Annotated in this window: 23 protein-coding genes, 1 tRNA gene and 1 pseudogene; 20 read left to right on the top strand and 5 right to left on the bottom strand. The window is 65.3% G+C overall.

All coding sequences use genetic code 11. The annotated features are described in order from the left end of the window. The first annotated feature begins 71 nt into the window (after window positions 1-71). The 6 genes from JOF46_RS14610 to JOF46_RS14585 all read left to right on the top strand — a co-directional run bounded on the left by JOF46_RS14610 (window position 72) and on the right by JOF46_RS14585 (window position 4,640). A complete protein-coding gene (locus JOF46_RS14610) occupies window positions 72-293 on the top strand; it encodes a hypothetical protein (protein ID WP_209908229.1) in 222 nt (73 codons plus the stop codon). 4 nt (window positions 294-297) lie between these two features. Next, on the top strand, window positions 298-927 hold the full coding sequence (gene nadD / locus JOF46_RS14605; protein WP_281070177.1) for a nicotinate-nucleotide adenylyltransferase: 630 nt from the start codon (window positions 298-300) through the stop codon (window positions 925-927). A 21-nt stretch (window positions 928-948) separates the two neighbouring features. After that, window positions 949-2,535 carry a superantigen-like protein SSL4 gene (locus JOF46_RS14600; RefSeq protein WP_209908228.1) on the top strand — a complete coding sequence of 529 codons (1,587 nt, stop codon included), beginning with the start codon at window positions 949-951 and terminating at the stop codon, window positions 2,533-2,535. 42 nt (window positions 2,536-2,577) lie between these two features. Next, complete coding sequence (gene rsfS / locus JOF46_RS14595; RefSeq protein ID WP_209908227.1) at window positions 2,578-2,991, top strand: ribosome silencing factor; 414 nt, start codon at window positions 2,578-2,580, stop codon at window positions 2,989-2,991. A gap of 73 nt (window positions 2,992-3,064) precedes the next feature. Then, window positions 3,065-3,137 (top strand) — tRNA-Ala (locus JOF46_RS14590). A 486-nt stretch (window positions 3,138-3,623) separates the two neighbouring features. Further along, window positions 3,624-4,640 carry an NADP-dependent oxidoreductase gene (locus tag JOF46_RS14585; RefSeq protein ID WP_209908226.1) on the top strand — a complete coding sequence of 339 codons (1,017 nt, stop codon included), beginning with the start codon at window positions 3,624-3,626 and terminating at the stop codon, window positions 4,638-4,640. 33 nt (window positions 4,641-4,673) lie between these two features. Here the strand turns inward: JOF46_RS14585 and JOF46_RS14580 are convergent, their stop codons facing one another. From JOF46_RS14580 to JOF46_RS14570, 3 genes are all read right to left on the bottom strand, one after another. Further along, window positions 4,674-6,161 (bottom strand): amino acid permease, encoded by a 1,488-nt coding sequence (locus JOF46_RS14580; protein ID WP_209908225.1) that lies wholly within the window; start codon window positions 6,159-6,161, stop codon window positions 4,674-4,676. A 235-nt stretch (window positions 6,162-6,396) separates the two neighbouring features. Then, window positions 6,397-7,767 (bottom strand): FAD-binding oxidoreductase, encoded by a 1,371-nt coding sequence (locus JOF46_RS14575; protein WP_209908223.1) that lies wholly within the window; start codon window positions 7,765-7,767, stop codon window positions 6,397-6,399. Window positions 7,768-8,134: 367 nt separating this feature from the next. Then, the gene (locus tag JOF46_RS14570) at window positions 8,135-8,902 is read right to left on the bottom strand and encodes an alpha/beta fold hydrolase (RefSeq protein WP_209908222.1); all 768 of its coding nucleotides are present in this window, start codon (window positions 8,900-8,902) and stop codon (window positions 8,135-8,137) included. Window positions 8,903-9,092: 190 nt separating this feature from the next. Between JOF46_RS14570 and JOF46_RS14565 the strand changes: the two genes are divergently transcribed. After that, window positions 9,093-9,698 (top strand): helix-turn-helix domain-containing protein, encoded by a 606-nt coding sequence (locus JOF46_RS14565; RefSeq protein WP_209908220.1) that lies wholly within the window; start codon window positions 9,093-9,095, stop codon window positions 9,696-9,698. Further along, window positions 9,695-10,246 carry a hypothetical protein gene (locus tag JOF46_RS14560; protein WP_209908218.1) on the top strand — a complete coding sequence of 184 codons (552 nt, stop codon included), beginning with the start codon at window positions 9,695-9,697 and terminating at the stop codon, window positions 10,244-10,246. The genes JOF46_RS14565 and JOF46_RS14560 overlap by 4 nt, the downstream gene beginning before the upstream one ends. A 40-nt stretch (window positions 10,247-10,286) precedes the next feature. Here JOF46_RS14560 and JOF46_RS14555 read toward each other — a convergent pair whose 3' ends face one another. Further along, window positions 10,287-12,263: an ABC1 kinase family protein gene (locus JOF46_RS14555; protein WP_209908216.1), complete on the bottom strand. Its 1,977-nt coding sequence runs from the start codon at window positions 12,261-12,263 to the stop codon at window positions 10,287-10,289. 241 nt (window positions 12,264-12,504) lie between these two features. Here JOF46_RS14555 and JOF46_RS14550 point away from each other — a divergent pair, with 241 nt between their 5' ends. The 3 genes from JOF46_RS14550 (at window position 12,505) to JOF46_RS14540 (ending at window position 13,466) form a co-directional block, all read left to right on the top strand. Next, window positions 12,505-12,669 carry a hypothetical protein gene (locus JOF46_RS14550; RefSeq protein ID WP_209908214.1) on the top strand — a complete coding sequence of 55 codons (165 nt, stop codon included), beginning with the start codon at window positions 12,505-12,507 and terminating at the stop codon, window positions 12,667-12,669. Beyond that, a complete protein-coding gene (locus JOF46_RS14545; protein ID WP_209908212.1) occupies window positions 12,666-12,866 on the top strand; it encodes a hypothetical protein in 201 nt (66 codons plus the stop codon). Before JOF46_RS14550 ends, JOF46_RS14545 begins: the two co-directional genes overlap by 4 nt. Before the next feature lie 249 nt (window positions 12,867-13,115). Beyond that, window positions 13,116-13,466: a zinc ribbon domain-containing protein YjdM gene (locus JOF46_RS14540; RefSeq protein ID WP_209908211.1), complete on the top strand. Its 351-nt coding sequence runs from the start codon at window positions 13,116-13,118 to the stop codon at window positions 13,464-13,466. A 91-nt stretch (window positions 13,467-13,557) separates the two neighbouring features. Here the strand turns inward: JOF46_RS14540 and JOF46_RS14535 are convergent, their stop codons facing one another. Continuing rightward, window positions 13,558-14,187, bottom strand: coding sequence for a TetR/AcrR family transcriptional regulator (locus JOF46_RS14535; protein WP_209908208.1), 630 nt, complete (start codon window positions 14,185-14,187; stop codon window positions 13,558-13,560). Between the two features lie 82 nt (window positions 14,188-14,269). Here JOF46_RS14535 and JOF46_RS14530 point away from each other — a divergent pair, with 82 nt between their 5' ends. The 9 genes and pseudogenes from JOF46_RS14530 (at window position 14,270) to JOF46_RS14495 (ending at window position 24,621) form a co-directional block, all read left to right on the top strand. After that, window positions 14,270-15,394 carry a flavin-containing monooxygenase gene (locus tag JOF46_RS14530; protein WP_209908206.1) on the top strand — a complete coding sequence of 375 codons (1,125 nt, stop codon included), beginning with the start codon at window positions 14,270-14,272 and terminating at the stop codon, window positions 15,392-15,394. A 103-nt stretch (window positions 15,395-15,497) separates the two neighbouring features. Further along, the gene (locus JOF46_RS14525) at window positions 15,498-16,313 is read left to right on the top strand and encodes a YggS family pyridoxal phosphate-dependent enzyme (RefSeq protein ID WP_209908203.1); all 816 of its coding nucleotides are present in this window, start codon (window positions 15,498-15,500) and stop codon (window positions 16,311-16,313) included. 12 nt (window positions 16,314-16,325) lie between these two features. Then, window positions 16,326-17,252, top strand: a complete 927-nt coding sequence (locus JOF46_RS14520) for a bifunctional hydroxymethylpyrimidine kinase/phosphomethylpyrimidine kinase (RefSeq protein ID WP_209908201.1) — start codon at window positions 16,326-16,328, stop codon at window positions 17,250-17,252. A gap of 829 nt (window positions 17,253-18,081) precedes the next feature. Beyond that, window positions 18,082-18,327 (top strand): glutaredoxin-like protein NrdH, encoded by a 246-nt coding sequence (gene nrdH, locus JOF46_RS14515; protein WP_071216467.1) that lies wholly within the window; start codon window positions 18,082-18,084, stop codon window positions 18,325-18,327. A gap of 50 nt (window positions 18,328-18,377) precedes the next feature. After that, the gene (gene nrdI / locus JOF46_RS14510; protein ID WP_209908199.1) at window positions 18,378-18,860 is read left to right on the top strand and encodes a class Ib ribonucleoside-diphosphate reductase assembly flavoprotein NrdI; all 483 of its coding nucleotides are present in this window, start codon (window positions 18,378-18,380) and stop codon (window positions 18,858-18,860) included. Beyond that, a complete protein-coding gene (gene nrdE / locus JOF46_RS14505; RefSeq protein ID WP_181578206.1) occupies window positions 18,857-20,998 on the top strand; it encodes a class 1b ribonucleoside-diphosphate reductase subunit alpha in 2,142 nt (713 codons plus the stop codon). The genes nrdI and nrdE overlap by 4 nt, the downstream gene beginning before the upstream one ends. A 131-nt stretch (window positions 20,999-21,129) precedes the next feature. After that, window positions 21,130-22,110 (top strand): class 1b ribonucleoside-diphosphate reductase subunit beta, encoded by a 981-nt coding sequence (gene nrdF, locus JOF46_RS14500; RefSeq protein ID WP_209908197.1) that lies wholly within the window; start codon window positions 21,130-21,132, stop codon window positions 22,108-22,110. A gap of 411 nt (window positions 22,111-22,521) precedes the next feature. After that, window positions 22,522-23,096: pseudogene (locus tag JOF46_RS22310) on the top strand (transposase family protein); the annotation flags it as partial. A 1,072-nt stretch (window positions 23,097-24,168) separates the two neighbouring features. Further along, window positions 24,169-24,621: an ABC transporter ATP-binding protein gene (locus JOF46_RS14495; protein WP_209908195.1), complete on the top strand. Its 453-nt coding sequence runs from the start codon at window positions 24,169-24,171 to the stop codon at window positions 24,619-24,621. Window positions 24,622-24,646: the final 25 nt, after the last annotated feature.

Here is a 24,646-nt window from a genome sequence, read left to right as displayed (position 1 = left end):
GAGAAAAATAGTTACAATTTCGTGCCGGGCACGCCTGCGCGGGCCCGGCACACATAACAACCTGGAGAAACATGTTTACCCAGTCCCTGAACGCGGCTATCCTGGCTTCCGAGTCGACCGGCGGAATGTCCACCGGCACGCAGGCGCTGCTCGTCGGCGGCGGAATCTTCCTGCTGTTCATGCTGATGCTGCTGATCACCATGTCCTACTCCAACGTGGGCAACCGCCACCAGGTCAAGCCGGAACCCGAGGACACCCACCGTACGCACACCAACAAGCACGGCCATCAGTAGTCGTCTGACGGCCGAACGTACGGACCGCCCGTTTCGCCTAGGCGTCATGGGCGGCACCTTCGATCCGATCCACCACGGGCACCTCGTGGCAGCCAGCGAAGTCGCCTCGGTCTTCGACCTTGACGAAGTAGTGTTCGTGCCCACCGGGGAACCCTGGCAGAAGTCGGACCGCGACGTGGCCCCGGCCGAGCACCGCTACCTGATGACGGTGATCGCCACGGCGGCAAACCCGCGCTTCACGGTGAGCCGGGTGGACATCGACCGCCCTGGCCCCACCTACACCATCGACACGCTGCGGGACCTGCGCGCACAGCGTCCGGAGGCGGAGCTGTTCTTCATCACCGGTGCGGACGCCATGGCGCAGATCATGGGGTGGAAGAACGCCGAGGAGCTGTGGCAGCTCGCGCATTTCGTGGGGGTCACCAGGCCCGGCCACGAGCTGCCGGTGCTGGACCGCAACGACGTGTCGTTGATGGAGGTCCCGGCGATGGCGATTTCCTCCACGGATTGCCGCGAACGCGTGCGGACCGCACACCCGGTCTGGTACCTGGTGCCCGACGGCGTGGTGCAGTACATCGCCAAGTACAAGCTGTACAACGACAAGAATAACGCAGTAAGCAACGGCCAGGAATAGAGACGGCCGGGAATGGACAAGATGAGCGACGAGACCGGGCCCGCGCTCAGCAGGCGTGCCCTGCGGGAGGCGCGACGTGCCGAGGCCGAAGCCCAGCTTGACCGCGAGGCGGCGGCGGGCCAAAAGCCCGTGCCCCCCGCGCCGAAGCCCGAGGCGGCCAAGCCTGCCGCAGCCAAGCCCGCGGTCGCCAAGCCCGCGGCCGAGGTTGTTGCGCCCAAGGCCGCCGCGCCGGCGGCGCAACCCGCTCCCAAGCCCGTCGCCAAACCGGTCGCCAAGCCCGCTGCCCAGCCGGTGGAAAAGCCGGCTGTCGCCAAGCCGGTTGAGAAGCCGGCTGCGGCAAAGCCGGCCGCCACTCCCGTCCAGAATCCCGTGGCCGCCAAGCCGGCGGCCCAGACCGTGCCGGCTCCGGCGGAACCTGCGCGCAGCCGTCGCGCCACCACCGGTGAGGTAGACGCGGTGCCGGAGCGCACCGAGCGCACCTCTCTGCAGCGTGCCCGCGACCGCGAGGCCCTGCGCACCCGCCGCCGCCTGGAACAGGAAGTTTCCGAACTTTCACCCAAGGACCCGGCCCCCGCCGAGGACCCGGCACCGCTGACGCGCAAGCAGATGCGCCTGCAGGCACTGGGTGCCGCGAAGGACGCAGGAGCCGCGCAGGTCCCGGCCGCCGCGCCGTCCCCGCTCGCCACCAAGGACAAGGCGGCACCGGCCAAGGCGGCACCGGCCAAGCCGGCACCGGCCAAGCCGGCATCGGCCAAGCCTGCCGCGGCCCAGCCGGAATCCGATTCGGAAGCCCCCTCGCCGCAGATGAGCGTCGAGGAAGCCCTGGCATTGCGCCGGCGCTCCGGCGGCGCCGCCCCGAGCGAGCCGCTGCTCATCGCGCCCGAGGAAGACCTGGCCGACGTGGACCTGGAGGTCCTGGCCCAGCAGCGCGAGCTTGCCGCGCGTGCCGCGATCATTTCCCGCCGCGCCGCCGAACGCCTGCGCATGCAGGAGGAAAACACCCAGCGTGCCGGTGCCCGCCGCTCGGACCCCTTCACCGGCGCCATGAACCACCTGGTCGAAGAGGACATTGAGAAGAAGCTGGTCAACACCGGCATCTCCGGTCCGCTGACACGTGGCTACAGCATTGCCATGACCGACCAGGGCACCATCGTCGAGGAACCGCAAACCGATGCGGCCCCGGCCACCAAGACTCCGGCTTCGGCGCCCCGGGCGCCCCAGCCGACGACCCCGGCAGCGAAAGCCCCGGCGGTCACACCTGCGCACAAGCCAAAGGCTGCTACTCCGGCCCAGGCATCGGCTGGTGGCTCCAAGCCACCGGCCGCGAAACAAGCTGCCGCAGCAGCACCGGCCAAGGCCCCCGTGGCCCCGGCCGCCGGCAAGGCGGTGGTTGCACCCGAATCCAGGGATGCCCGCGCCGAAGATGTTGGGCCCTCGACGGCTCGTCCTCCCGTGCGTGCCGTGCGCGCCCAGGGACTCGAACCGTTGGACGTGCAGACCGCCGGAATGCGCCGTGCCAACAACATGTACTTGATGGTCATCGCGGCCTTGTCCGTTGGAGGCGCGGCCCTGGTGGCCGGCCTCATCATGTTCCTGAACTCCAACTAGCGCGCTTTTGCGACGCCACAATTCCCTCAAGGAGAACCCCCTATGAGCGCCCACGAACATTCCATCAACCTGGTCAAGGTCGCAGCCCTGGCCGCCGCCGAGAAGCAGGCCGAAAACCTGATCGCCCTGGACGTTTCCGAACGCCTCGGTGTCACCGACGCCTTCCTGATCGCCTCGGCAGCTTCCGAACGCCAGGTCAACTCGATCGTTGACGAGATCGAAGACAAGCTGGCCGAGCAGTTCGACATCCGTCCGGTCCGCCGTGAAGGCCGCGGCGCCGGCCGCTGGGTCCTGCTCGACTACGCGGATGTGGTCATCCACGTCCAGCACAACGAAGACCGCGTCTTCTACGCCCTGGAGCGCCTCTGGGGCGACTGCCCGCTCATCGAGCTGCCTACCACCGGCGAGCCCGCCACGGACATGTCGCACATCGAAACGCTCCCGGACTCGCTCTAGGAACACCCGATTTGCGCCACGCGTTTTGTGTGGCCTATGATGGTTGAGTTGCCCGCAAGGGCGGCTCTCATCTGGGGGTATGGCGCAGTTGGTAGCGCGTCTGCATGGCATGCAGAAGGTCAGGGGTTCGAATCCCCTTACCTCCACAGAAATAAGTGAACAGGAAAGGTCTCCGACTCAGGTCGGAGGCCTTTTTTGTGCCCCGATGCGACCGGACCGAGCCGGGGCTCCAGCGCAGCAGAGGCGGCCTGCAACCCCGCTGGCGATCCATTGTGCTGCTTGGTGGTGGGTGGCCGCGCCACCTGCCGAACCGCATTTCGGTGTTGCCGTCGATCCCGTGGCCGCCGGAGCGGGCGTGGCGGCGTTCAGTCTCGCCAACCGCCACCGTGCGTTGCAACCGCGGGAAGCCGGTTCGGCCGCCCGCTGCACGGAAGAACGAACTCCGGAATCGGGAGGTGGTGGATTTCCGTGCCGGTTCCCGGGCGGACGCGCGGTCGCCGGACACTGAGAGTGGGCTCACGGTGGCTTGCCCGTGGTGGGCGTGTAGATTCTAGGTGCACCTATCCCGCCGGATGATCGCTTGACGTGTTCACCGTTAAGCGCAGTGATCCTTGGTGCAACGGAGGAATAACATGAAAGCCATTGCCTACACCAGGTACGGCGGCCCGGACGTCATGACGGTCCTGGAGTTGCCCGAACAACGACCTGCGGAGAACCAGGTTCTCATCAAGGTCGCCGCAGTGGGCCTGAACCCGGTCGACGCGATGCAGCGGGCCGGAACCATGAAGATGCTGCACCCCTACAAGTTCCCGAAAATCGCCGGGAACGAACTCAGCGGGGTCATCACCGCGCTGGGTCCCGGGGCCTCCCGCTTTGCGGTGGGGGACAGGGTGGTCTCACGCGTGGGCAAGACGGCACTGGGCGCCCTGGCCCAGTACCTGGCCATCGACGAATTCCTGGTGGCCCCCGCGCCGAAGTCCGTTGCCCTGGTCAATGCCGCGGCGCTGCCCCTGGCGGGCCTTACCGCTCAGCAGGCGCTGGGCGCCAACCACCTGGACCTGCAATCCGGGGAACGGTTGCTGGTGACAGGAGGAGCCGGAGGCGTGGGCCTGCTGGCAATCCAGCTGGCCAAGCTGGCCGGGGCACACGTGACCACAACCGCCTCCCCGGAGGGACGCCAGGTCGTCGAGCAGGCCGGTGCGGATTTCGTGATCAACTACCGCGAGTCCAAGGTTTCCGATTACGCGGAGCGGTTCGACAAGGTGTTGGACCTGGTTGGCCTTGAAACCGACCACGACGTGTTCACCCGCGTGCGCGCCGGCGGAAAGGTCGTGTCCATCAGCGGGCCGCTGACACCCGAGGGGATCCCGGCGGAGGTCTCGGGCCTGCGCCGGGCGCTGGTGCGCCCGGTCGCCGCAGCCATGAGCCGCAAGGCCAGGAAGGCGGCCGCCGCGGCCGGTGCCACGTACGACTTCTTCTTCATGGAGCCAGATGCCGGCGGGCTGGCGCTGCTTTGCGGGTTGGTCGACGCGGGGAAGCTGAAGCTCGGCATCGACAGCACCTACCCCTTGGATGATTTCGCCAGCGCCTTCGCGCGCCTTGAATCACGGCGCGCGAAGGGCAAGGTCATCATCGTGATGCCTTCCTGAGACGGCGGGGACCCGGCGCGCCGGTGGGGAAGCTCAGGGGACGGAAGTTGGCTGGTTTAGCCGGCTGTGTTTCCGCGAGTAGGCGAAGTAGACGATGAAGCCGATGGCCAGCCAGATCACGAAGCGGATCCAGGTCTCCAGGGCCAGGTTCAGCATCAGGTAGAAGCAGACGATGACCGAGGCGATCGGGAGCACCGGGACCCACGGCACCTTGAAGGCGCGCGGCAGGTCGGGGCGGGTGCGGCGCAGCACCATGACCCCGATGGACACGAGCACGAACGCGGCCAGGGTGCCGATGTTGACCAGTTCCGCGAGCGTGGACAGCGGCACGAAGGTGGCCAGGATGGCGATCGGGATGGCGGCAAGGATCGTGAACCGGTAGGGGGTGCCGAAGCGCGGGTGGGTCTTGGCCAGCGCGGCCGGGAACAGGCCGTCGCGGGCCATGGCGAAGCCCACGCGGGTCTGGCCCAGGAACAGGATCATGCACACCACCACCAGCCCGATGCAGGCGCCGATCGCGATCAGGTCGCCCATCACCGGCAGCCCGGCGTTCACGAACGCGGTGGCCAGCGGCGCCCCGTCGTCGGGATCGATGTCCTTGTAGCTTTGCATGCCGGTGATCACCAGGGACACCGCCATGTAGAGCACCGTGACGATGGCCAGGGAACCGAAGATGCCGATGGGCATGTTGCGTTGCGGGTTGCGGGTCTCCTCGGCCGTGGTTGCCACGACGTCGAAGCCGATGAAGGCGAAGAACACCATGGCGGCGGCGGCGAAGACCCCGCCGATGCCGAAGACGCTGGGATCGAGCCCGAAGATCGTTTGCACCAGCGGCAGGTGCAGCGCCCCTCCCGAGGACGCCGCAGGGGTCGAGGCCGGCGGAATGAACGGGGACCAGTTGGCGAGGTTGATGAAGAACGCCCCGACGAAGATCACCGCGAGCACGACAAGGATCTTGATGGCCGTGACGACCTGGTTGATGCGGCTGGAGAGCTTCACCCCGGAGATCAGCACGACGGCCAGGCCCACGACCAGCAATCCCGCGGGCAGGTTCAATACGCCGTTCTCCGCGGTGGCGATGGCCTCGGGGATGGCGAAGGGGGTGCCATCCAGGACCACGCCCAGGTACTGGCTGAAGGAGGTGGCCAGCGCGGCGGACCCGACGGTGAATTCCAGGATCAGGTCCCAGCCGATGATCCAGGCCAGCAGCTCGCCCATGGTCGCGTACGTGTAGGTGTAGGCGCTGCCGGCGGCCGGGACGCTGGAGGCCAGTTCCGCATAGCACAGGGCCGCCAGCCCGCAGCCGAGCCCGGCAATGAGGAAGGAGATCGAGATGGCCGGCCCGGCATTGGACGCCGCGGCCTGGCCGGTGAGCACGAAGATGCCGGCTCCGATGCTCACCCCGACGCCGAAGACGATCAAATCCAGCGCGCCGAGGTTTTTCTTGAGCTTGTGTTCGGGCTCCTCGGTTTCGGCCATCGTCTGCTCAATGGTTTTCGTGCGGAAAATTCCCCATGACATGATGTGCCTCCTCGGGGTGGGAACGCGAGCCGCCGTGCTGGGCACCAACGTACGCCCGGGAATCGGTGGCCGATAGGGCAAATAGTCCCCCCGTGGACGTGGCCTGCGGGAAGGTGGAAGTGCCGGTCCCGAAATTTCGCATTCGGAATGCCGTGGGCATCGAACCCCTGCATGGCCGGGAGTTGGTGCCGCCGCCAGCTGGCCCCCGTGCGCCAAGGGGGGAGGGTCCCGGTGCTCAGTCCAGCAGGTAGCCGAAGCGGAATCGCGAATCCGGGTCCCGGTCGGCCTTGATCCGGCGCAGGCGCTCGACGTGCCCTGGCTCCCAGGCCTTGCGCACATCCTCCGGGGCCCAGGAGAAGCCGCGAAAATTGATCGAGGGTCCTCCGTGGGACCACGGTTCCATGGCGTCCAGCACCGCCTGGCCACTGGCCGCCACCGCTTCTTGCAGCGGAGGGGCGTAGGGGCCGACCACGTTCACCGCGAAGGCGGCATCCCGCCTGCCCACGGCGTTGGGATGCTCGGGCTGGCGGGCAAAGGCGCCGCCCAGGTGGCGCAGCTCGGCAAGGATGAGCGGGACCTGCAGCTGGGGCCCGGCCGTTTCCAGCAGGGCGTCGATGGCGTCGGCGTCCAGGGAGCCCAGCAGCAGCGAGGCGTCCCAGGCGGGCATCGGGTCGGTGGGGTCCTGGTGGACGGACCCGATCAGGGAGTACGGCATCATCGCCACCATGTCGACCAGTGCACCGGCGGTGCCGCGCATGGGGGCGAGCAACGCAGCACCCTGCTGTTCGCCGCCCACGTGGACATAGCGCAGGTGCACCGTTGTCTTGCCGCGCAACGGTTCGGGGAACTCCGGGGCGTCGGGCAGCCGCAGCAAGGCGATGGAGGCGGTCGTGGACTCGGGCAGGGAGCGCGCCCATGGGCCGAAGGCGTGGAACAGCTCCGGAGCGTGCTGCCCGGCAAAGAAGATGCCGCCGCCGTAGACCTCGGCGACGGGCTGCAGGGCGAACTGCAGCTGCGTGACGATGCCGACGGAGCACTTGCCGCCGCGCAGCGCCCAGAAAAGTTCCGGCTCCCGCACGGCGTCGACCTCGAGCGTGTCGCCGGAGGCGGTGACCATCCGCAGGGCGGTGACATGGTCCGCGGCAAACCCGAAGGTGCGCCCCATCGGCCCGATGCCACCGCCCATCGTGTAGCCGACGACCCCGACCTCCGGGGAGGAACCGTTCAGCGGGGCCAGCCCGTGCGGTGCGGCTGCGGCAATGACCTTGCTCCAGCGCACCCCGGCCCCGACGCGCACGCTGCGGGCCTCCGGATCCAGGTCCAGTTCCTGCAGCCCCGCGGTGTTGACGAGCAGCCCGCCGTGGGCCTGGGTGCCCAGCCCGTGGCCGGTGGCCTGCACGTGGACCTCCAGCCCGTGGTCGGCGGCATGGCGCACCGCGGCGGCGACGTCCCTGCTTGAGCGCGGCAGCACCGCGATGTCCGGCCGGAACTCGTGGGCCAGGTTGAATCCGAGGCAGGCGGCTTCGAACCCGGGGTCGGTGGAATCGAATACCTCGCCGTCGATCGCGGAGCGCAATGCGGAGGCGGCGATGCCGTTGGTGGCCATGGGTGGGATCTCCTTGGGAAGCGGGTGTGCGGGTGGCGGCCCCGTGCGTGGCGGCGATGCCGGCATCCGGGAGGACGGCGCCGGATCGGGAGGTGCCGCGGCTTCGCGGCACCGTTTCGCCATCCCGGCGGGTGCCCCCAACGGCACCATCGGGCCGATGGCGTGAGCCCCAAGGCACCCCCTGGGGGCGCATATCAGGCGAGTGTTTCCCGGAAGCCGGTGGTGTGCCCGGCGTTGCTGGTCCCCATTCGATGCCGGGCGGTGGTTCCGGGGTGCTCCTGACTAAAGTGTCGCCGCAAATGCCGGCAAGTCAAGGGGCGGCGGGTGCACCTCCGGACCACGCGGTCCTCCGGCAAGGGTGCGGTGGCTAGGTGCGGGGCGCCAGGGCGTGGATGGCGGAGATGATGACGGTGGCGTGCCTGGGCAGGATCCGCAGGTGGTTGGCCTGAACCGTGGAGAACAGCCGCACCCGCGCATTGGCCTCGCAGGCCAGTGCCGCAGCGGCGCGCATGGTGCGCATCTCCGCCGCGGGGGAGCCCGGGTGCGGCCCCGAGCCGGCGATGATCAACGCCGGGCAGTCAAGGGAGCGGTAGTCGGGCAGCAGCCCCGCGTCGATCTCATCGAGCTCCACCACCAGATCGGCGGCCCGGTGGTGCGCCAGTCGGGACATGATCCCCAGGGAGCCCAGCACTGCCATCGGTGCCTTGAGCAGCCGGTACTGCCTGCGGATGCGTCTTTGTGCCTTTTCGTGGAAGACCCGCACGGGGAAGGCACCGTCAATGAGCACGATCCCGGCGACCGCGCCCGGATGGGTGGCGGCGTAGCGCAGGGCCAGGGTTGCCCCGTGCGACCAGCCGACCAGGATGGGGTGTTGCAGCTTCGTGGCGGTGAGCACGCTTGCCACGTCCTCCAGCGCCCCGGAAAACGAATAGTCCGCGTGGCTTGGTGAGTGGCCCCGGCCGCGGGCGTCAAAGGTCACGGTGTGGTGGTCGGGGGAAAGATCGCGCAGGACCTGCTTCCAATCGTGCCCGGTGGAAAATGCACCGTTGAGGAAGAGCACCTCGGGACCGGTGCCGGGTGAGACGGTGCAGGACAGGCGGGAGCCGGCACCGTGGACGATCAGGTGGCTGGACATGGATGTTCCATGCCGCCGGTGGGGAACCCGGCGCAACTCCCGCGGTCCATCGCAACTATCCTCATCCCTTGGATGCTATGCCCCCGGGGCGGGACCAGGCAACGGCGCTGCCGCACCCGTCGTTCCCTTGTGGATCGAGATACAAGCCGTAGGGCTTGTGAAGATCAGTACAAGTCTGTAAGTTTGTGGCATGATCGTCATCACCATAGACCAGCGCCGCTCCCGATCGGGGCCGGACAAGGTCGAAGCCCTGCTGCATCGGCTGGCCAACGACTACGAGGCCGTGCGCGGATTCGAGCGAACCGCCGGCGACGAGATCCAGGGCGTGCTCCGGGACGGGGCAGCCGCGGTCGACCTGGCCCTCGAGGTGGCGCGCACGGGGGAGTGGAGCGTGGGCATCGGCGTCGGGGCTGTGGAGACCCCGATGCCCGAGCAGACGCGCGCCGGCCGCGGCCCCGCCTTCGAACATGCCCGCGACGCCGTGGAACGGGCCAAGGGTTCCAGCGGGTCCCTGGCACTGTCCGGGCCCGGGGACGGGGCAGAGCGCCTGGAAGCCGAATTGCAACTGGTCGCGATGGTCAACGCGCGCCGCACCGAATCGTCGGCCGAAGCTGGCATATTGGTCTCCCGGGGCCTGACCCAACAGCAGGTCGCGGCCAAGCTGGGCATCTCGCAGCAGGCGGTCTCGGCACGGCTGGCCTCCGGACTTTGGTACGAAGCCACCCGGCTGGCCGCCGCGGCGGGTTTGGCCCTGCACGAATATGCCCTGATCACGGAAGGAAGCCGACGCACATGAACTGGATTGCCTGGGTACTGCTCCTGGCGGTACTTGCCCTGGGCGCCCCGCGGTACTTCGCCGCATCGGGCTTCCGCTGGCCGTTGAAGCAGTCGCTGACCAGCGCCCTGCTGGTGGCGGCGCTGGCGCTCGCCGGAATCCTCGCCGCACTTGGAAACCATGCCCCCGGCGCCTGGCAGGTTCCGCCCGAGCTGGTCATCGTTGCCAGCGTGGCCGCGGCAACACTAGGCGGCGGGCCCGTCACCGAGACCGTCTTCCGGCTCGCGGCATTCAAGCGGGCACGGGGCCATGCCGGTGAAGACCGCGACCCGGATGCCAGCCCGCTGCGCGGGGGCATGTGGATCGGACTGCTGGAACGCGCGGCGATTGCCGCGACGCTCTGGGCCTCCTGGCCCGAGGGCCTGGCCGTGGTCCTGGCGGTGAAGGGGCTTGGCAGGTTCTCCGAACTCAAGCAGCATGCCGCCGCCGAGCAATTCATCCTGGGGACCTTCGTCAGTGTCCTGTGGGCCTGTGCCGCGGTTGGCGTTGGCCGGCTTATCTCTTCCTAGCGGCGGACCCGGGCCGGTTTCCGGGGCCCGCGATGCGCCGCTAGTCGTTCTTTCGCCGCCGGAAGAGGTCAAAGACCACGCGCAGGATGAAGACCGAGGCCACGACGACCAGCGTGTAGCCGAAGAGCTGGTAGAGGCTCATCGTGGAGGTGACCATGGGGCCGCCGCCGCTGACCAGCAGGATGGTGGCCATGATCCCGGTGACGCCTGCCAGGAACGTGAGGATGGCCTCGTGGGCCAGGGACAGGAGCATCTTCCTGTCCTGCGGGTGGGCCAGCAGCCGCATGTTGATGCCCAGGCGTCCGGCTTCCAGGTCCCCGGTGATCGCGTCGAGCCGTCGCGGCAGGCGCCTGAGCATCGGCAGCAGCGAGAGCACCTCGTTGTTGAGGGCCTCGGCGACCGAGGAGGGGCGCAGGCCCGAGCGCATCCGCGCCTGGCCGTAGTCCTTGGCGGCGGCGAGCAGGTCGAAACCGGGATCGAGCCGGCGCAGCGTGCCTTCCAGCACGGCAACCGCGCGGAAGGCCAGGGTGAGCTCGCCGGGGATCGATAGCCGGTGCCTGGCCAGCAGCGCCACCATCAGCGTGAAGACCTCCGCCTTCAGTTCCGCGCCGGGACCCATGTGCCGGGACATGAAGTGGCTGAGCTCGCGGCGCAGCGCCGTCTCGTCGAACGATTCGGGGACCGGGACCATGCCCAGCAGCGCGTCGGCGATGGCGCGCGAGTCGCCGCGGTAGAAGGCCAGCAGCACCTCGGAGACCAGCTCGCGCAATTCGGCATCGAGGCGCCCGACCGACCCGAAATCCAGCAGCGTGGCCGTCCCGTCGGGAGCCAGCACGATGTTTCCCGGATGCAGGTCGGCGTGGAAGACGCCGTCGTCCATGATCTGGTGCATCAGCGACCTGAACAGCGCAACGGCCTGGGCCGCCCGGACCTCGGGCGGGTGGCCCTCGACGCTGCCCGCGGAACCGAGCGTGCTGCCGGCAACCAGGTCCATGACCAGCACCCGCCGGGTGCTCAAATGCGGGTAGTGCTCGGGGATCCCGACGCGTTCGGAGGCCGGGTGCTTGAGCTGGGTGGTGCGCAGCGCCTGGATGTTCATGGCCTCCAGCTCGTAGTCGAGCTCGTCGCGCAGGGACTCGGCAAAGCCGTCGGCGACCTTGGCGATCCCCAGGGACCTGCCCCAGTCGGTGGATCGTTCCAGGGTCCGGGCCATGCGCAGGGCGATGTCCAGGTCGCGTTCAACCAGCGGAACGACACCCGGGCGCTGGACCTTGACCGCGACCACTTCCCCGCTGTGCAGCCGTGCCCGGTGCACCTGCCCGATGGAGGCGGCGGCCAGCGGCACCGGGTCGAACTCGGCGAAGGCCTCTTCGACTTCCCGCCCGAGTTCGCCGGCGATCAGCGTGCGGATGTTCTCCCAGGGTTCGGGGGCCACCTCTTGCTGCAGCTTGGCCAGCTCGTCGATGTATTCGGCGGGAAGCAGCTCCGCGCGGGTGGAGAGCACCTGGCCGAACTTCACGAAGGTCACCCCGGATTCCTGGAGCGCCAGTCGCAGGGAGCGGCCCGCAGCGGTTCGTTCGGCCGCGGCCTGGGGCGTGTGGCCCTCGGCGGGGCGCTTGGCCGGCAGGATCCCGTGCGACAGGGCTATGCGGGTGACCTGGGTGTAGCGCCTTGTCCGGGCAAACCGGGCCCTGGCAGCGCCCACCCATTTGTCGGGCCGAAGGATCGTCCCGGTGGGAACCACGAGCTCGGCAAGCATCAGGAAGAGCGAGGCAATGATCAGCACGATGCCGATCTGCACGGGCACCAACGCCAGGCTGGCGTTGGGGTCGGGCCACACGAAGCGTGACTCGAAGGCCACCTCCGCGCCCAGCCCGAGCACGCCGGCCACGATGATCCGGCCCAGGCCCACGGCCACGCCCAGCAGCCGGCGCACAAACATGGCCAGCACCACGATGAATGCCACGGCGATGACGGCACTGATCAAGATGCGGCCCAGGATCTCGGCGAATTCCATGGTGGTGTGCTCCCTTGCCCTGCCGGTGACCTGCCCTTGCGTCTCAAACTCTAGTTGACGCGACTTGCCCGCCGGGTGCCCCGTGCCGCAACGCCCTGCGGGAACCGGCGGGGAAGCCACAGCCCGGGCACAGCCGCCGCCCTGGCCATCGACATTGCCGAAGCCTGCATTCAGGGTGGGGCGGCACGCCGCCGCGCAGGTCGGCTCCACGGGTCGTGGGGGATGGGTTTGGAGGGGCGGCATGGGCCAGGAACCGACACCGATGCTTGAAGTCGTGGATTTGACGGTCGCCTCTGGTTCACGCGTCGCGGTGGACGGGATCGGATTCAGCATCGAACGTGGCGTGATCTTCGGGCTGCTCGGGCCCAGGACCGCGAAGCGGGAATCCTGCAGCGGCCGCGGGTGACACCGGCGCCGACCTCGGTGATCGGGGGAAGCCGGAACCCGGTGCAGGTCGTTGCACACCTCGTGGTGTCGGGCATCGTGGTCGTTGTAGGTTCGATCCTGCATGGGCTGGCTCCCTATGCGCTGCTTGCCTGCGTTGGCTACACCATCGTGTTTGCGTTCATCGGCATCCGGTACTTCCGCTGGAACGGCGGGTGAGCCGTCTCCGTCGAGCACCGTGGGCTTTGGCATGCGACCGTACGCCTCGTCCTTGGACCGCTCGTGGTCCGTTGGTGAAGACACCGTGGCCTTTCATTGGGGGACCGGCCAGGGCCCGGAGCGGTGCGCGAGCGTTGGTCGGTCCGGGCGGCAACGGTCTTGCGTTCCATGGGGCATAGCGATCCGGCCTCGACGGTGGTTCCGGCCGGTGGCACCACCGATTTGTACCCGCCGCCTAGAATGGGTGCCATGAGTGACGTTTTGCCATCGTGCCCACAGTGTTCAAGTCCCTACACCTACGAAATGGGCGCCCTGCTGGTGTGCCCCGAGTGTGCCCATGAGTGGACCGCCGAAGCGGAAACCGTCGAGGAGCCGCAGGAAACAGTCATCAAGGACTCGGTCGGCAACGTGCTGGCGGACGGCGACACCGTCTCGGTGGTCAAGGACCTGAAGGTCAAGGGCCAGGCCCAGTCCATCAAGGTCGGCACCAAGGTGCGCAACATCCGCCTGGTCGACCCCATCGACGGCCACGACATCTCGTGCAAGGTCGACGGCTTCGGGCCGATGCACCTGAAATCCTCCGTCGTCAAGAAGGTCTAGCAGCACCCGGATGCAGACTCCCGGCGCCGTCCTTCCCCCAAGGGGAGGGCGGCGCCTTGTCGTGCCCGCGGTCGAGGCGATTGCGGGTCCCTCAGGAAAATGCGCCAGCCAGTGTCGCATGGCACCAGCGTTCGTAGCGCTCCGATGACCAGCCGCGCCCGGCGACCAGGAAGCGGTAGGTCTCGGGATGCCCCGTATTCCAGATGAGTGCCGCGACATCCTCATCATCCTGTCCGCGTTGCAGTCCGCCCCGATCCCGCAGCAGGCCCGGGGTCGCCAGGTAGCGCTCAAAGCGCTGGGCATCGCGGGCCCGCTGCAAGCTGGCCGCCGCGGGATCCACCGCCGCGGCCTCACTGAGGACCTTGTAGACCGGGGCCATGCGCCCGTTGACATCGGCAAACCACGCCGAGAGGACCGTGGCAACGTCGTCGGGCGTGGTGGTGCGCTCCAGCTCGGCGGCGAGGAACTCAAGCGGGGACGCCGGCGCGCGTTCTCCCGAGGCTGCCTGGTCGATGATCCGGGACAGGATCTGCGTCTTGTTGCCGACCGAGTTGTAGATGGTCTGGACCGCGACCCCGCACTCTCGTGCCAGCTTCTCGACGGTGGTGGGGACGAAGCCCCGCTCCATGAAGAGTCGGCGTGCCGTCGAAATGATCAACCTACTCGTCTCGGCGCTCTGCTGCGCCCGGCGGTTGGGCTTGGGCCGCGGGGTGGATTCCATGACAAAAGAATAGCGCTCCACTGACTGGAAGCGTACTCTAATGAATAGGGGGGGTCGCTACGCGCGGAACGAGGAGTCCACCATGCAAGGCCAGACCAACAACCACCGCACGATCATCGTGGGAGCCGGCCACTGCGGGTTGTCCATGGCCCACCAGCTGGGGAAATCAGGCGAGGACCTTATCGTGCTGGATTCCGGGCCGGCACCGGGCAGCAGCTGGCGATCACGCTGGGACTCCCTGCAACTCTTCACGCCCGCCGCACACGACGGGCTGCCCGGACGCCGGTTCCCGGCAAGGCGCTCGGTGCTTCCGGCCGCGGGCGCCGTCGCCGACTACCTGGAGTCATACGCCGAGGCCTTTGGCATGCCGATCCATTCCTCGACCACGGTCACGGGCATGGACATCGGCGCAGCCGGGGGATTCACGGTGCACACCACCGACGGGATCTTCACCGCGGACCGCGTGGTCGTGGCCACGGGCGTCCACCAGGCGCCGAAGATCCCGGCATTTGCCGCCCGGGTTTCCGCCGCCACGACCCAGCTGCATTCGAGCGGGTACCGGAACCCGCAGATGCTTCCCGAAGGCCCGGTTGCCGTGGTGGGATTCGGCACCTCGGGGGCCCAGATCGCCTGCGAGCTGGCCGCCAGTAGGCAGGTCACGCTGTGCGGGAAGCCCACCGCCCATGTGCCCGACGCCCTCATCCATTTCGCGCCGGCGCTGTACTGGCTGCTGGTCCACCGCATCCTGACGCGTCGGACGCCGGCCGGACGCAAGGTCGCCAAGGGATTCCTCGCCCACGGTGCACCACTGATCGGGCTGACGGCGGACGACGTCGACTCCGCCGGTGTCATCCGCGCCGGAAAGATCGCCGAAGTGCGCGACGGTGTGATGGTGGCGCAAGACGGGGCGGTAATCGAGGCCTCCACGATCATCTGGGCGACAGGGTACCGGCCCGACTTCTCCTGGATCCACGGCCTGGAAGTGGACGAGGCGGGCTATCCCTTCCACCACCGGGGGATCAGCACCCGGGTCCCCGGGCTGGGGTTCCTGGGCCTCCCGTTCCAGTACGGGCTGACGTCCGGGATCATCGGTGGCGCGGGACGCGATGCCCGCCACCTGGCGCGCCGGATGCCGCACCATGGGGCAACTGCCTCGCCGCACGCTTCCGAGCATGGCGCCAATGAACTTGCACCCGATCGTGACTAGGGGCCCAGTATCGTCGTGCTATGTTGGCGGTGGCGCATCGACCCGCTTGGGCCCTGCGTTGAAGCATCCGAAGTTCCTCATCGTGAAAGACTCTGCCCCCGCCATGACATTGCCCGTGAACACCCCCGAACCTGCCGCAGCCCACGCCAGCTCCATCGAGGATTTCAAGCACAACCTCGCCTCCATCAAGGCCCGCATCGATGCCGCCGCGCGCAACGCGGGACGCGATCCGGCCTCGATCCGCCTGCTGCCGGTCAGCAAGACCGTGCCCGAGGACCGTTTGCGCCTGGCCGTTGCGGCGGGAATGGATTTCCTGGGAGAGAACAAGGTCCAGGAGGCCGCGCGCAAGGCCGAGAACCTTGCCGACATCCCGGGTTTGAAGTTCTCGGTCATTGGCAACCTGCAGACCAACAAGGCGAAGTTCGTGGCGAAATTTGCCGACGAGTTCCAGGCGCTGGACAACATCCGCCAGGCCGCGGCCCTGCAACGCCGACTCGAGGCCGAGGACCGCCAGCTCGATGTTTTCGTCCAGGTCAATACCTCCAACGAGGAAAGCAAGTTCGGGCTCCCGCCGGCCGAGGTGCAGGAATTCGTCGACCAGCTCCCGCAATTTGACCGGCTCCACGTCAAGGGCCTGATGACCCTGGCCCTGTTCAGCGACGACAAGGAAGCGGTGCGGGCATGCTTCGTGCGCCTGCGGGAGCTGCGCGACATGCTGCGCGAGAGCGCACCGGAAGGCATGGAGATCGAAGAGCTGTCCATGGGCATGAGCGGCGATTTCGAACTCGCCATCCAGGAAGGCGCCACCGTCGTCCGCGTGGGCCAGGGCATCTTCGGTGCACGGGCATTGCCCGACAGCCACTACTGGCCCGGGTTCGCCGGAGAGAAGCCCGCCACGCCCAAGCCCGCCGCGCAGTAGGCCGCCAGTCCCATGAGCCCGGACCTGCCCTACGAATTGGACCAACGCCCGGTTGCCGCCGTCGTCATCAGCTCCCAACTGGCCTTCGGCTCGGTGGGGAACAATGTGATCGGCAGGGTGATTGAACGAGCCGGGCACCGGGTCATCTGCATCCCGACCGTCATGTTCAGCAACCTGCCCCACTACCACTCGCTGGCCGGGGGAGCGCTGGACGACGGCTGGCTGGGCGGGATCCTTGATGACCTTCTGGCGCGTGCGGTCCTCGGGGAAGCAAGATTCGTCTGTGTCGGGTACCTGGCGCATCCGGGCCAGGCACGAATCATCGGCGAATGGTTTTCCAGGGTGCGCGGAAGCAACCCGGGCATCCAGCTGGTAGTGGATCCGGCCATGGGTGATGACGACGTGGGCCTTTACACGGCCCCCGAGGTCGTGGAGGGCTACATCAGGCATTTGATGCCGTTGGCCAGCGCGGTCACGCCCAACAACTTTGAGCTTGGATTGCTCACCGAGGGGCACGACGGCCACTCGGCGGAAGAAAGGGCGCGGTCGCTGCTGACCCCAACGCTCAGATGGGTTGCAATCACCAGCGCCGCACCCTCCTCCGGCACCGGCGCCGCACCCTCCTCCGGCACCAGCGCCGCACCCTCCTCCGGCACCGGCGCCGCACCCTCCTCCGGCACCGGCGCCGCACCCTCCTCCGGCACCGGTGCTGCCACCGTGGACACGCTGCTGGTCACGGATGCGGGCACAAGATTGGTTGAGACACCACTGGTTGAAAGCCGGGCCAAGGGTGCGGGGGACTTCTTCCTGGGCACAACCGTGGGGGCCCTGCTGAACGGGTGTGGCCTCGAAGACGCGATTGCCGACGCAGCGCGCGCCACCGCCAGGGCGCTTGCCGGCGGGGACCCGTATTTTTCGACGAGGCCCCCGACGGCGTAGTTTTGCCTTCTGCTGGAGCAACCCCTATGTGAGCTGCCGCTCACTGTGCCTTTCCTGGTGACGGATTGATCCGCCGGTGAAGTGCCAAGGGCAAACCAATCTCGATGAAACGCCTACCTGCCCTCAACCCCCGGATCGTCACGCCGTTGACGATCCGGGCGCTGAACCGCGCGAAAGGTCGTCCGAGCCTGATGGTCCCAGAGGAACCGCATTCGTGGCCGATCGAAGGTGGTGGCAAGTTCGTCGGGCAGTCGCCCGGGGTGGGTACTGTCCCGTCGGGCGGCCGTGGTCGGGGTTGGCTTTTGCCTCCGGCTTGGGCCGCGCAAGCCGAGGTGCACCTTTTGTGGGGGAAAGTGCGGTGTCGGGCCAGCCGGGGCACTACCCGTAGTGCTAACGTTCAATCGTCCACGCCATATCTTGTGGTTCAGCGGCCAAGGATCGACACGCCGTGCCGAACGACACGCCAACTCTTTAATCCCTGGTCGATTGCTCCACAGGGTGTGGATAGATTTTCGATTTCGTTGGATTCACGCGGTTTAACGAGGGATGTTTATCCACAGTGCTTGTGGACTGCCGGTGAGTTGAATGACAGGGGTGTAATACATCATGTTGGGGTCTAACCCTCGAGGCCCCACTAGATGTAGTATTGAATTAGCTGGTGAGGCCTAGTGCGCGAACTTCCGGAATACGGAGAAATGTACGAATCTCCGCCCCGAAGGCTTCGTAGCCGCCGGGACACAATGTCCGTATGCAACACTCCCACGGGGAGCGCGCATAGGGAACCAGCCACATCACATACACAGATTTTTGCACGAGGGGATTTACGGACATGACCGTCACGGTTTACACGAAGCCAGCATGCGTACAGTGCAACGCAACCTACCGAGCTCTTGACAAGAAGGGCATCGTTTACCAGAGCGTTGACATTTCGCAGGATCCCGCAGCACTGGAGCGCGTTCGTGCCTTGGGCTACATGCAGGCACCTGTTGTCATCACTGACGCCGACCATTGGTCGGGCTTCCGCCCGGACAAGATCGACGCGCTGGCCCAGGAAATGGCTTCGTCCGTAGCCTAACCAGCCACGCCCAGCCTTACCGATTCGAGTAATTACGAGGCGATCAAAAAATGCCTAGTTCAGCGTTGGCCACACCACCAATGCATGATCACGCCGTGCCGGCGGAGGTACTTACCAACAGCAACTTGATCTATTTCTCCTCGGCTTCCGGTTATACACACCGGTTCATGGGGAAACTTGGTCTGGAATGCTCTCGCATTCCGTTGATGAACCGCGATCCACACCTTGTGGCAAACGAGCCGTTCGTGCTCTTGCTTCCCACCTACGGTGGCGAAAAGGGAGAACGTTCGATCCCGCCGCAGGTCGTAAAGTTCCTCAACGATGTACGCAACCGAAACCTGTTACGAGGCGTAATAGGTGCCGGAAACACCAACTTTGGAACCACCTATTGCTTGGCCGCGATCAAGATCGCAGCCAAATGCAATGTTCCGCTTCTATACAAATTTGAACTGATGGGCACTCCAGAAGATGTGACCCGAGTTCGCGAAGGATTGGAAGTCTTTTGGACACGAAAGTCGCAGAACCTGAAATGAAGCAGGATTCTAAGGAATTGCCCGCAGCTTTCCAGGGCCTGGGTTACCACGAGTTGAACGCCATGTTGAACCTTTACGGTTCCGACGGACGCATCCAGTTCGAGGCAGACCGTGCCGCAGCACGTCAGTACTTCTTGGAGCACGTGAACAACAACACCGTGTTCTTCCACGACCTCGACGAGAAGCTCGAGTACCTGGTCAAGCACGAGTACTACGAGCGCGAGACGCTCGACCAGTACACGATGAACTTCATCCGCGACCTCTACCGAGGCGCCTACGCCAAGAAGTTCCGCTTCGAGACCTTCCTGGGCGCCTTCAAGTTCTACACCTCGTACACCTTGAAGACCTTTGACGGCAAGCGCTACCTCGAACGCTACGAGGACCGTGTCTGCATGGTTGCCTTGCACCTGGCCCGCGGCGACGAGAAGGTTGCCATCGCCCTGGTCGACGAGATCATCGAAGGACGCTTCCAGCCGGCGACCCCGACGTTCCTGAACGCCGGCAAGGCCCAGCGCGGTGAGCTCGTTTCCTGCTTCCTGCTTCGCATCGAAGACAACATGGAATCGATCTCCCGTGGCATCAACTCCTCGCTGCAACTTTCCAAGCGCGGCGGCGGTGTTGCACTGTCGCTGACCAACGTCCGCGAACACGGCGCCCCGATCAAGCAAATCGAGAACCAGTCCTCCGGCGTCATCCCCGTGATGAAGCTCCTCGAAGACAGCTTCTCCTACGCCAACCAGCTTGGCGCACGCCAGGGTGCCGGTGCCGTTTACCTCAACGCCCACCACCCGGACATCCTGCGCTTCCTCGACACCAAGCGCGAGAACGCCGATGAGAAGATCCGCATCAAGACCCTGTCGCTGGGCGTCGTGGTTCCGGACATCACCTTCGACCTTGCCCGCAAGAACGAGGACATGTACCTGTTCTCGCCTTACGACGTCCAGCGGGTCTACGGCGTTCCGTTCAGCGACATCTTTGTCACCGAGAAGTACTACGAGATGGTCGACGATGCCCGCATCAAGAAGACCAAGATCAATGCTCGCGAGTTCTTCCAGACACTGGCAGAGATCCAGTTCGAGTCCGGCTACCCGTACATCATGTTCGAGGACACCGTAAACCGCGCCAACCCGATCAAGGGCAAGATCTCGATGAGCAACCTGTGCTCGGAGATCCTGCAGGTTTCGACCGCCTCGGAGTACAACGAAGACCTGAGCTACGACACCGTTGGCAAGGACATTTCCTGCAACCTCGGGTCGATGAACATCGCCAAGGCGATGGACGGCAAGAACCTCGGTGCCTCGATCGAAACCGCCATCCGCGCGCTTTCGGCCGTCTCCGACATGTCGTACATCAACTCGGTTCCCTCGATTGCCCAGGGCAACGCCAAGACCCATGCCATCGGCCTGGGGCAGATGAACCTGCACGGCTACCTGGCCCGCGAACGCGTCCACTACGGCTCGGAAGAAGGGTTGGACTTCACCAACATCTACTTCTACACCGTCGTGTTCCACGCGCTGCGTGCCTCAAACCTGCTGGCCATCGAGAAGAACGAGGCCTTCGAGGGCTTCGCCGACTCGAAGTACGCCACCGGCGAGTACTTCGACAAGTACACCGAGGCCGAATGGGTCCCGACCACCGAGCGCGTGCGTGAACTCTTTGCCGGGATCGACATCCCGACACAGGACGACTGGCGTGCGCTGAAGGCCTCCGTCATGGAGCACGGCATCTACAACCAGAACCTGCAGGCCGTTCCGCCGACCGGGTCGATCTCCTACATCAACAACTCGACCTCCTCGATCCACCCGGTGGCCGCGAAGATCGAGATCCGCAAGGAAGGCAAGATCGGGCGCGTGTACTACCCGGCTCCCTACCTGACCAACGACAACCTGGAGTTCTACCAGGATGCGTACGAAATCGGCTACGAAAAGGTCATCGACACCTACGCCGTTGCCACGCAGCACGTGGACCAGGGCCTGTCCCTGACGCTGTTCTTCAAGGACACCGCCACGACCCGCGACATCAACAAGGCGCAGATCTACGCATGGAAGAAGGGCATCAAGACGCTCTACTACATCCGCCTGCGCCAGATGGCCCTCGAAGGCACCGAGGTCGAGGGCTGCGTTTCCTGCGCGCTCTAGGAGCCGCCGATTCACCACAGGTTGCAAGGTAGCGATAACCTGACAATCGAATGCGTACGACGGCGGGTGCCCACCCGCCGTCGTACGCGCACCCGCAAAACCCAAAAACTTTAGTAAGAAGAGGGACGGAAATGACTGAGAAGCTAAAGCTGGCCAGCCACGTCGAAGCGATCAACTGGAACCGCATCCAGGATGACAAGGACGTCGAGGTTTGGAACCGCTTGGTCAACAACTTCTGGCTGCCGGAGAAGATTCCGCTGTCCAACGATGTCCAGTCGTGGGGAACGTTGACCGAGGCGGAGAAGCTGCTGACCATGCGCGTCTTCACCGGCCTGACCCTGTTGGACACCCTGCAGGGCACCGTTGGCGCCGTCTCGCTGATCCCGGACGCCCTGACCCCGCACGAAGAAGCCGTGTACACCAACATTGCCTTCATGGAATCGGTTCACGCCAAGAGCTACTCCTCGATCTTCTCGACCTTGGCCTCCACCAAGGAAATCGACGAGGCATTCCGCTGGTCCACGGAGAACGTAAACCTGCAGAAGAAGGCCCAGATCATTGAGGGCTACTACTACGGCGAGGATCCGCTCAAGCGCAAGATCGCCTCGACGCTGCTCGAATCGTTCCTCTTCTATTCGGGCTTCTACCTGCCGATGTACTGGTCCTCACGTGCCAAGCTCACCAACACCGCCGACATGATTCGCCTGATCATCCGCGACGAGGCCGTGCACGGCTACTACATCGGTTACAAGTTCCAGAAGGGTCTTGAGCTCGAGGGCGTCACCGAAGAGCGCAAGCAGGAGCTGAAGGACTACACCTTCGAGCTGCTCTTTGAGCTGTACGAGAACGAGGTCCAGTACACGCACGATCTTTACGACAGTGTCGGCTTGGCGGAGGACGTCAAGAAGTTCCTGCACTACAACGCCAACAAGGCGCTGATGAACCTGGGCTACGAGGCCATGTTCCCGGCATCGGTTACCGATGTTAACCCGGCAATCCTTTCGGCGCTGAGCCCGAACTCGGATGAGAACCACGACTTCTTCTCCGGATCCGGATCCTCCTACGTGATCGGCAAGGCCGTGAACACCGAAGACGAGGACTGGGACTTCTAGGCCCTCTTCTGAAACAGGCCACTGCGGGAAGTAAGCAGCTCCGGTGTGAGTTTCCAAGATAGTTGGCCAAAGCCAGTATCCGTTTCGTCGAGAATCGCGAGATATAGAAAGAGCCCAGCTCCGAAAATGGAGCTGGGCTCTTCGTTCACCTAGCTGGATATTAAGGAGCCCGTGGGCCCAGCGGCTGGGCTGTATAGACGAGGCATTGGGTAGCGGATGCGGGTCGATCCGGTGTGTAACCTCGCAACATCGTGGACACCAGACCTCGTCTCTTCGTGGGCAGGTAGTCTCAAGGCTTCGTGTGTCCTGCCTCAAAACATCGTGGACACACGATCTCATGACATCGGAGACACCAAGTCTCAACACGTCGTGCACACTGTGTTGGCAGGTGGCGGTGACAGGCTCGGTGCCATGACAAACGCCCTTTCTCCCCAGGCCCGAGCCGCAATCATCAACTACGATCCGACCCAGCCGCATGCCTTGAACGTGACCGAGTTCTGCAGGTCGGTCATGGTCTCCCGCAGCGTGTTCTACAAGATACGCACCCGCGCAGCCAGCGAATCCACCGCCGCCTTGCATCCCAGGTCCCGTGCCCCGAAGCAGCCGTCCAGGCAGTATGGCCCCGAGGTCATCAACGAGGTGGTCAAGATCCGCAAACGGCTCGAGACGGATGGTTGGGATTACGGCCCGCGCTCGATCCACTACGACGCAGCCCTCCAGGACGGCTTCCCCGGCGGCAAGGTGCCCTCGGTGGCAACCATATCGACCGGTTGCTCGCCAGCGTCGGGCAGGTCGACGCCTCACCCAGGAAGCGGCCCAAATCCTCCTACGTTCCCTTCGTCCGGTCCACCGCCATGTCCCTGTGGCAGCTCGACGCCTTCGAATACCGGCTGCCCAACGGAAAGACCAAAACGATCTACCAGCTCATCGACGATGCCACCCGCTACGACGTGGGGACCTTGGCCTACGCACGCCACGAGAACAGCCCACTTGCATGTGATCCCACTTTTGGAATGACAGCGGCATCAACTGCTGGACAGTTCCTTCGGACGTACCTACCCCGGAGTTCCGGGCAACCATGTGGATGGGATCGGCGAAGTATCGCTGACCGGTCCCATGCACCGCGCACACTGAAAAAAGGGCCTCCCGCCAACAACAAATGAAGAGTAGTGAGGCCCCTCGTAGTCGCAACTGTAACAGTCATTCATTGTGTAGAGGTTGCCCCCATCGTTCACCCGGATAGTCATGAACCCTACTTTAGGACAAACTGAAGCGTCCTGTATTTCATGCCGCTTTTTGAAGGATTGCAAGATGCGCAGGAAATCTTCAGTCTAGGTTCGGACTCTTCCTAACTCTCTAGGATATTTCGAACCTCGGTGCACAGTCGATTAGATTTTTTCGTGGTCTTCGGTCGCAGCGCAGCCCAATCAAGCCAGAATTGACCCATGCGCGGAACCTCCCTCGGCAAAACGAATCGGGAAAAGAGTCAAGCTTTGCAATCAGGCGTCTACGGCATGTTCATGAACGACGAGAGGAGCGCTTCGGGGGCCACCATTCCAGAAAAGTTGCCAACTAGTTTGGAAATTCCGGAGCATTCTCGTTCCGCAGAAACCCCGCGATTCGGGGTGACAAGTAGCTGGAAAATTGCCAGGTACCGTGGAATCTCACATGCTGTGAGTTTTCAAGCTAGTTGTCGTTAGACTGTCCGCACTTGTCTTCTTACGCACGTGCTGTCGTTAGGCCACACCTAGCCGCGGCTTCCAGGATACGGGCTACGAGGCCTTCAAAATGGGTCGGATTAACGCATGAAGGGCCGGCTCTGAATGGAGCCGGCCCTTCATGCGTCCGGACTGCCAACGCTTTTGGTGGTCCGCAGCTGGAAGCGTTTGGGGAAGATCTGAACGGAAGTCGCTACCTACGGAAAGTCTCGTCGAGCTGGACGCTGACTGCCTCATCAAAGCCGACCTGCATTCTGTGTCATTACCGCCGGCGGCGATCGGGATTCGCTACTCATTCCAGTTGATGGCAAATATGCCCAGATGACGCCATGACCTGTCGGTGGTCCGCTACCCTTCAGACGTCATCGTCATGATGTACCTGGGCCGGGTGGTTGAGGTGCTGGGCCCCGCCGCGGAGATCTACTCCCACCCGCACCACCACTACACCCGCGGTTTGATCGACACCATCCCCACCCCGGATCCTGTGGTGCAACGCAGCAAGGCCAAGCTGGGGGTGCGCGGCGAGCTGCCCTCGGCCATGGATCCGCCCAGCGGCTGCGGCTTCCGCACCAGGTGTCCCATGGCGCAGGAGATCTACGCGCGGGTGGTCCCGCCGCTGCAGCCTGGGGGAGGATCGGTTACGTTGCCGGCAGCGGAGCTGGCGGCTGCAACCGCCGCTGCCACGGCTGTCGGCACCGTGCCGCATTTGACCGCCTGCCGTTTTCCACTCGACGGGAAGGGTGCGGTCGATGTGCTCAGTGGAAGCGATGGTGCCCCGCCGGAGCCCGAATGATCCGTTCACCACGGGATCAAGGGGC

The sequence above is a fragment of the Paeniglutamicibacter psychrophenolicus genome, from assembly GCF_017876575.1.
Taxonomy (GTDB): domain Bacteria; phylum Actinomycetota; class Actinomycetes; order Actinomycetales; family Micrococcaceae; genus Paeniglutamicibacter; species Paeniglutamicibacter psychrophenolicus.
The sequence above is the reverse complement of the archived record's forward strand: the minus strand, read 5'-3'. Positions and strand labels throughout refer to the sequence as shown.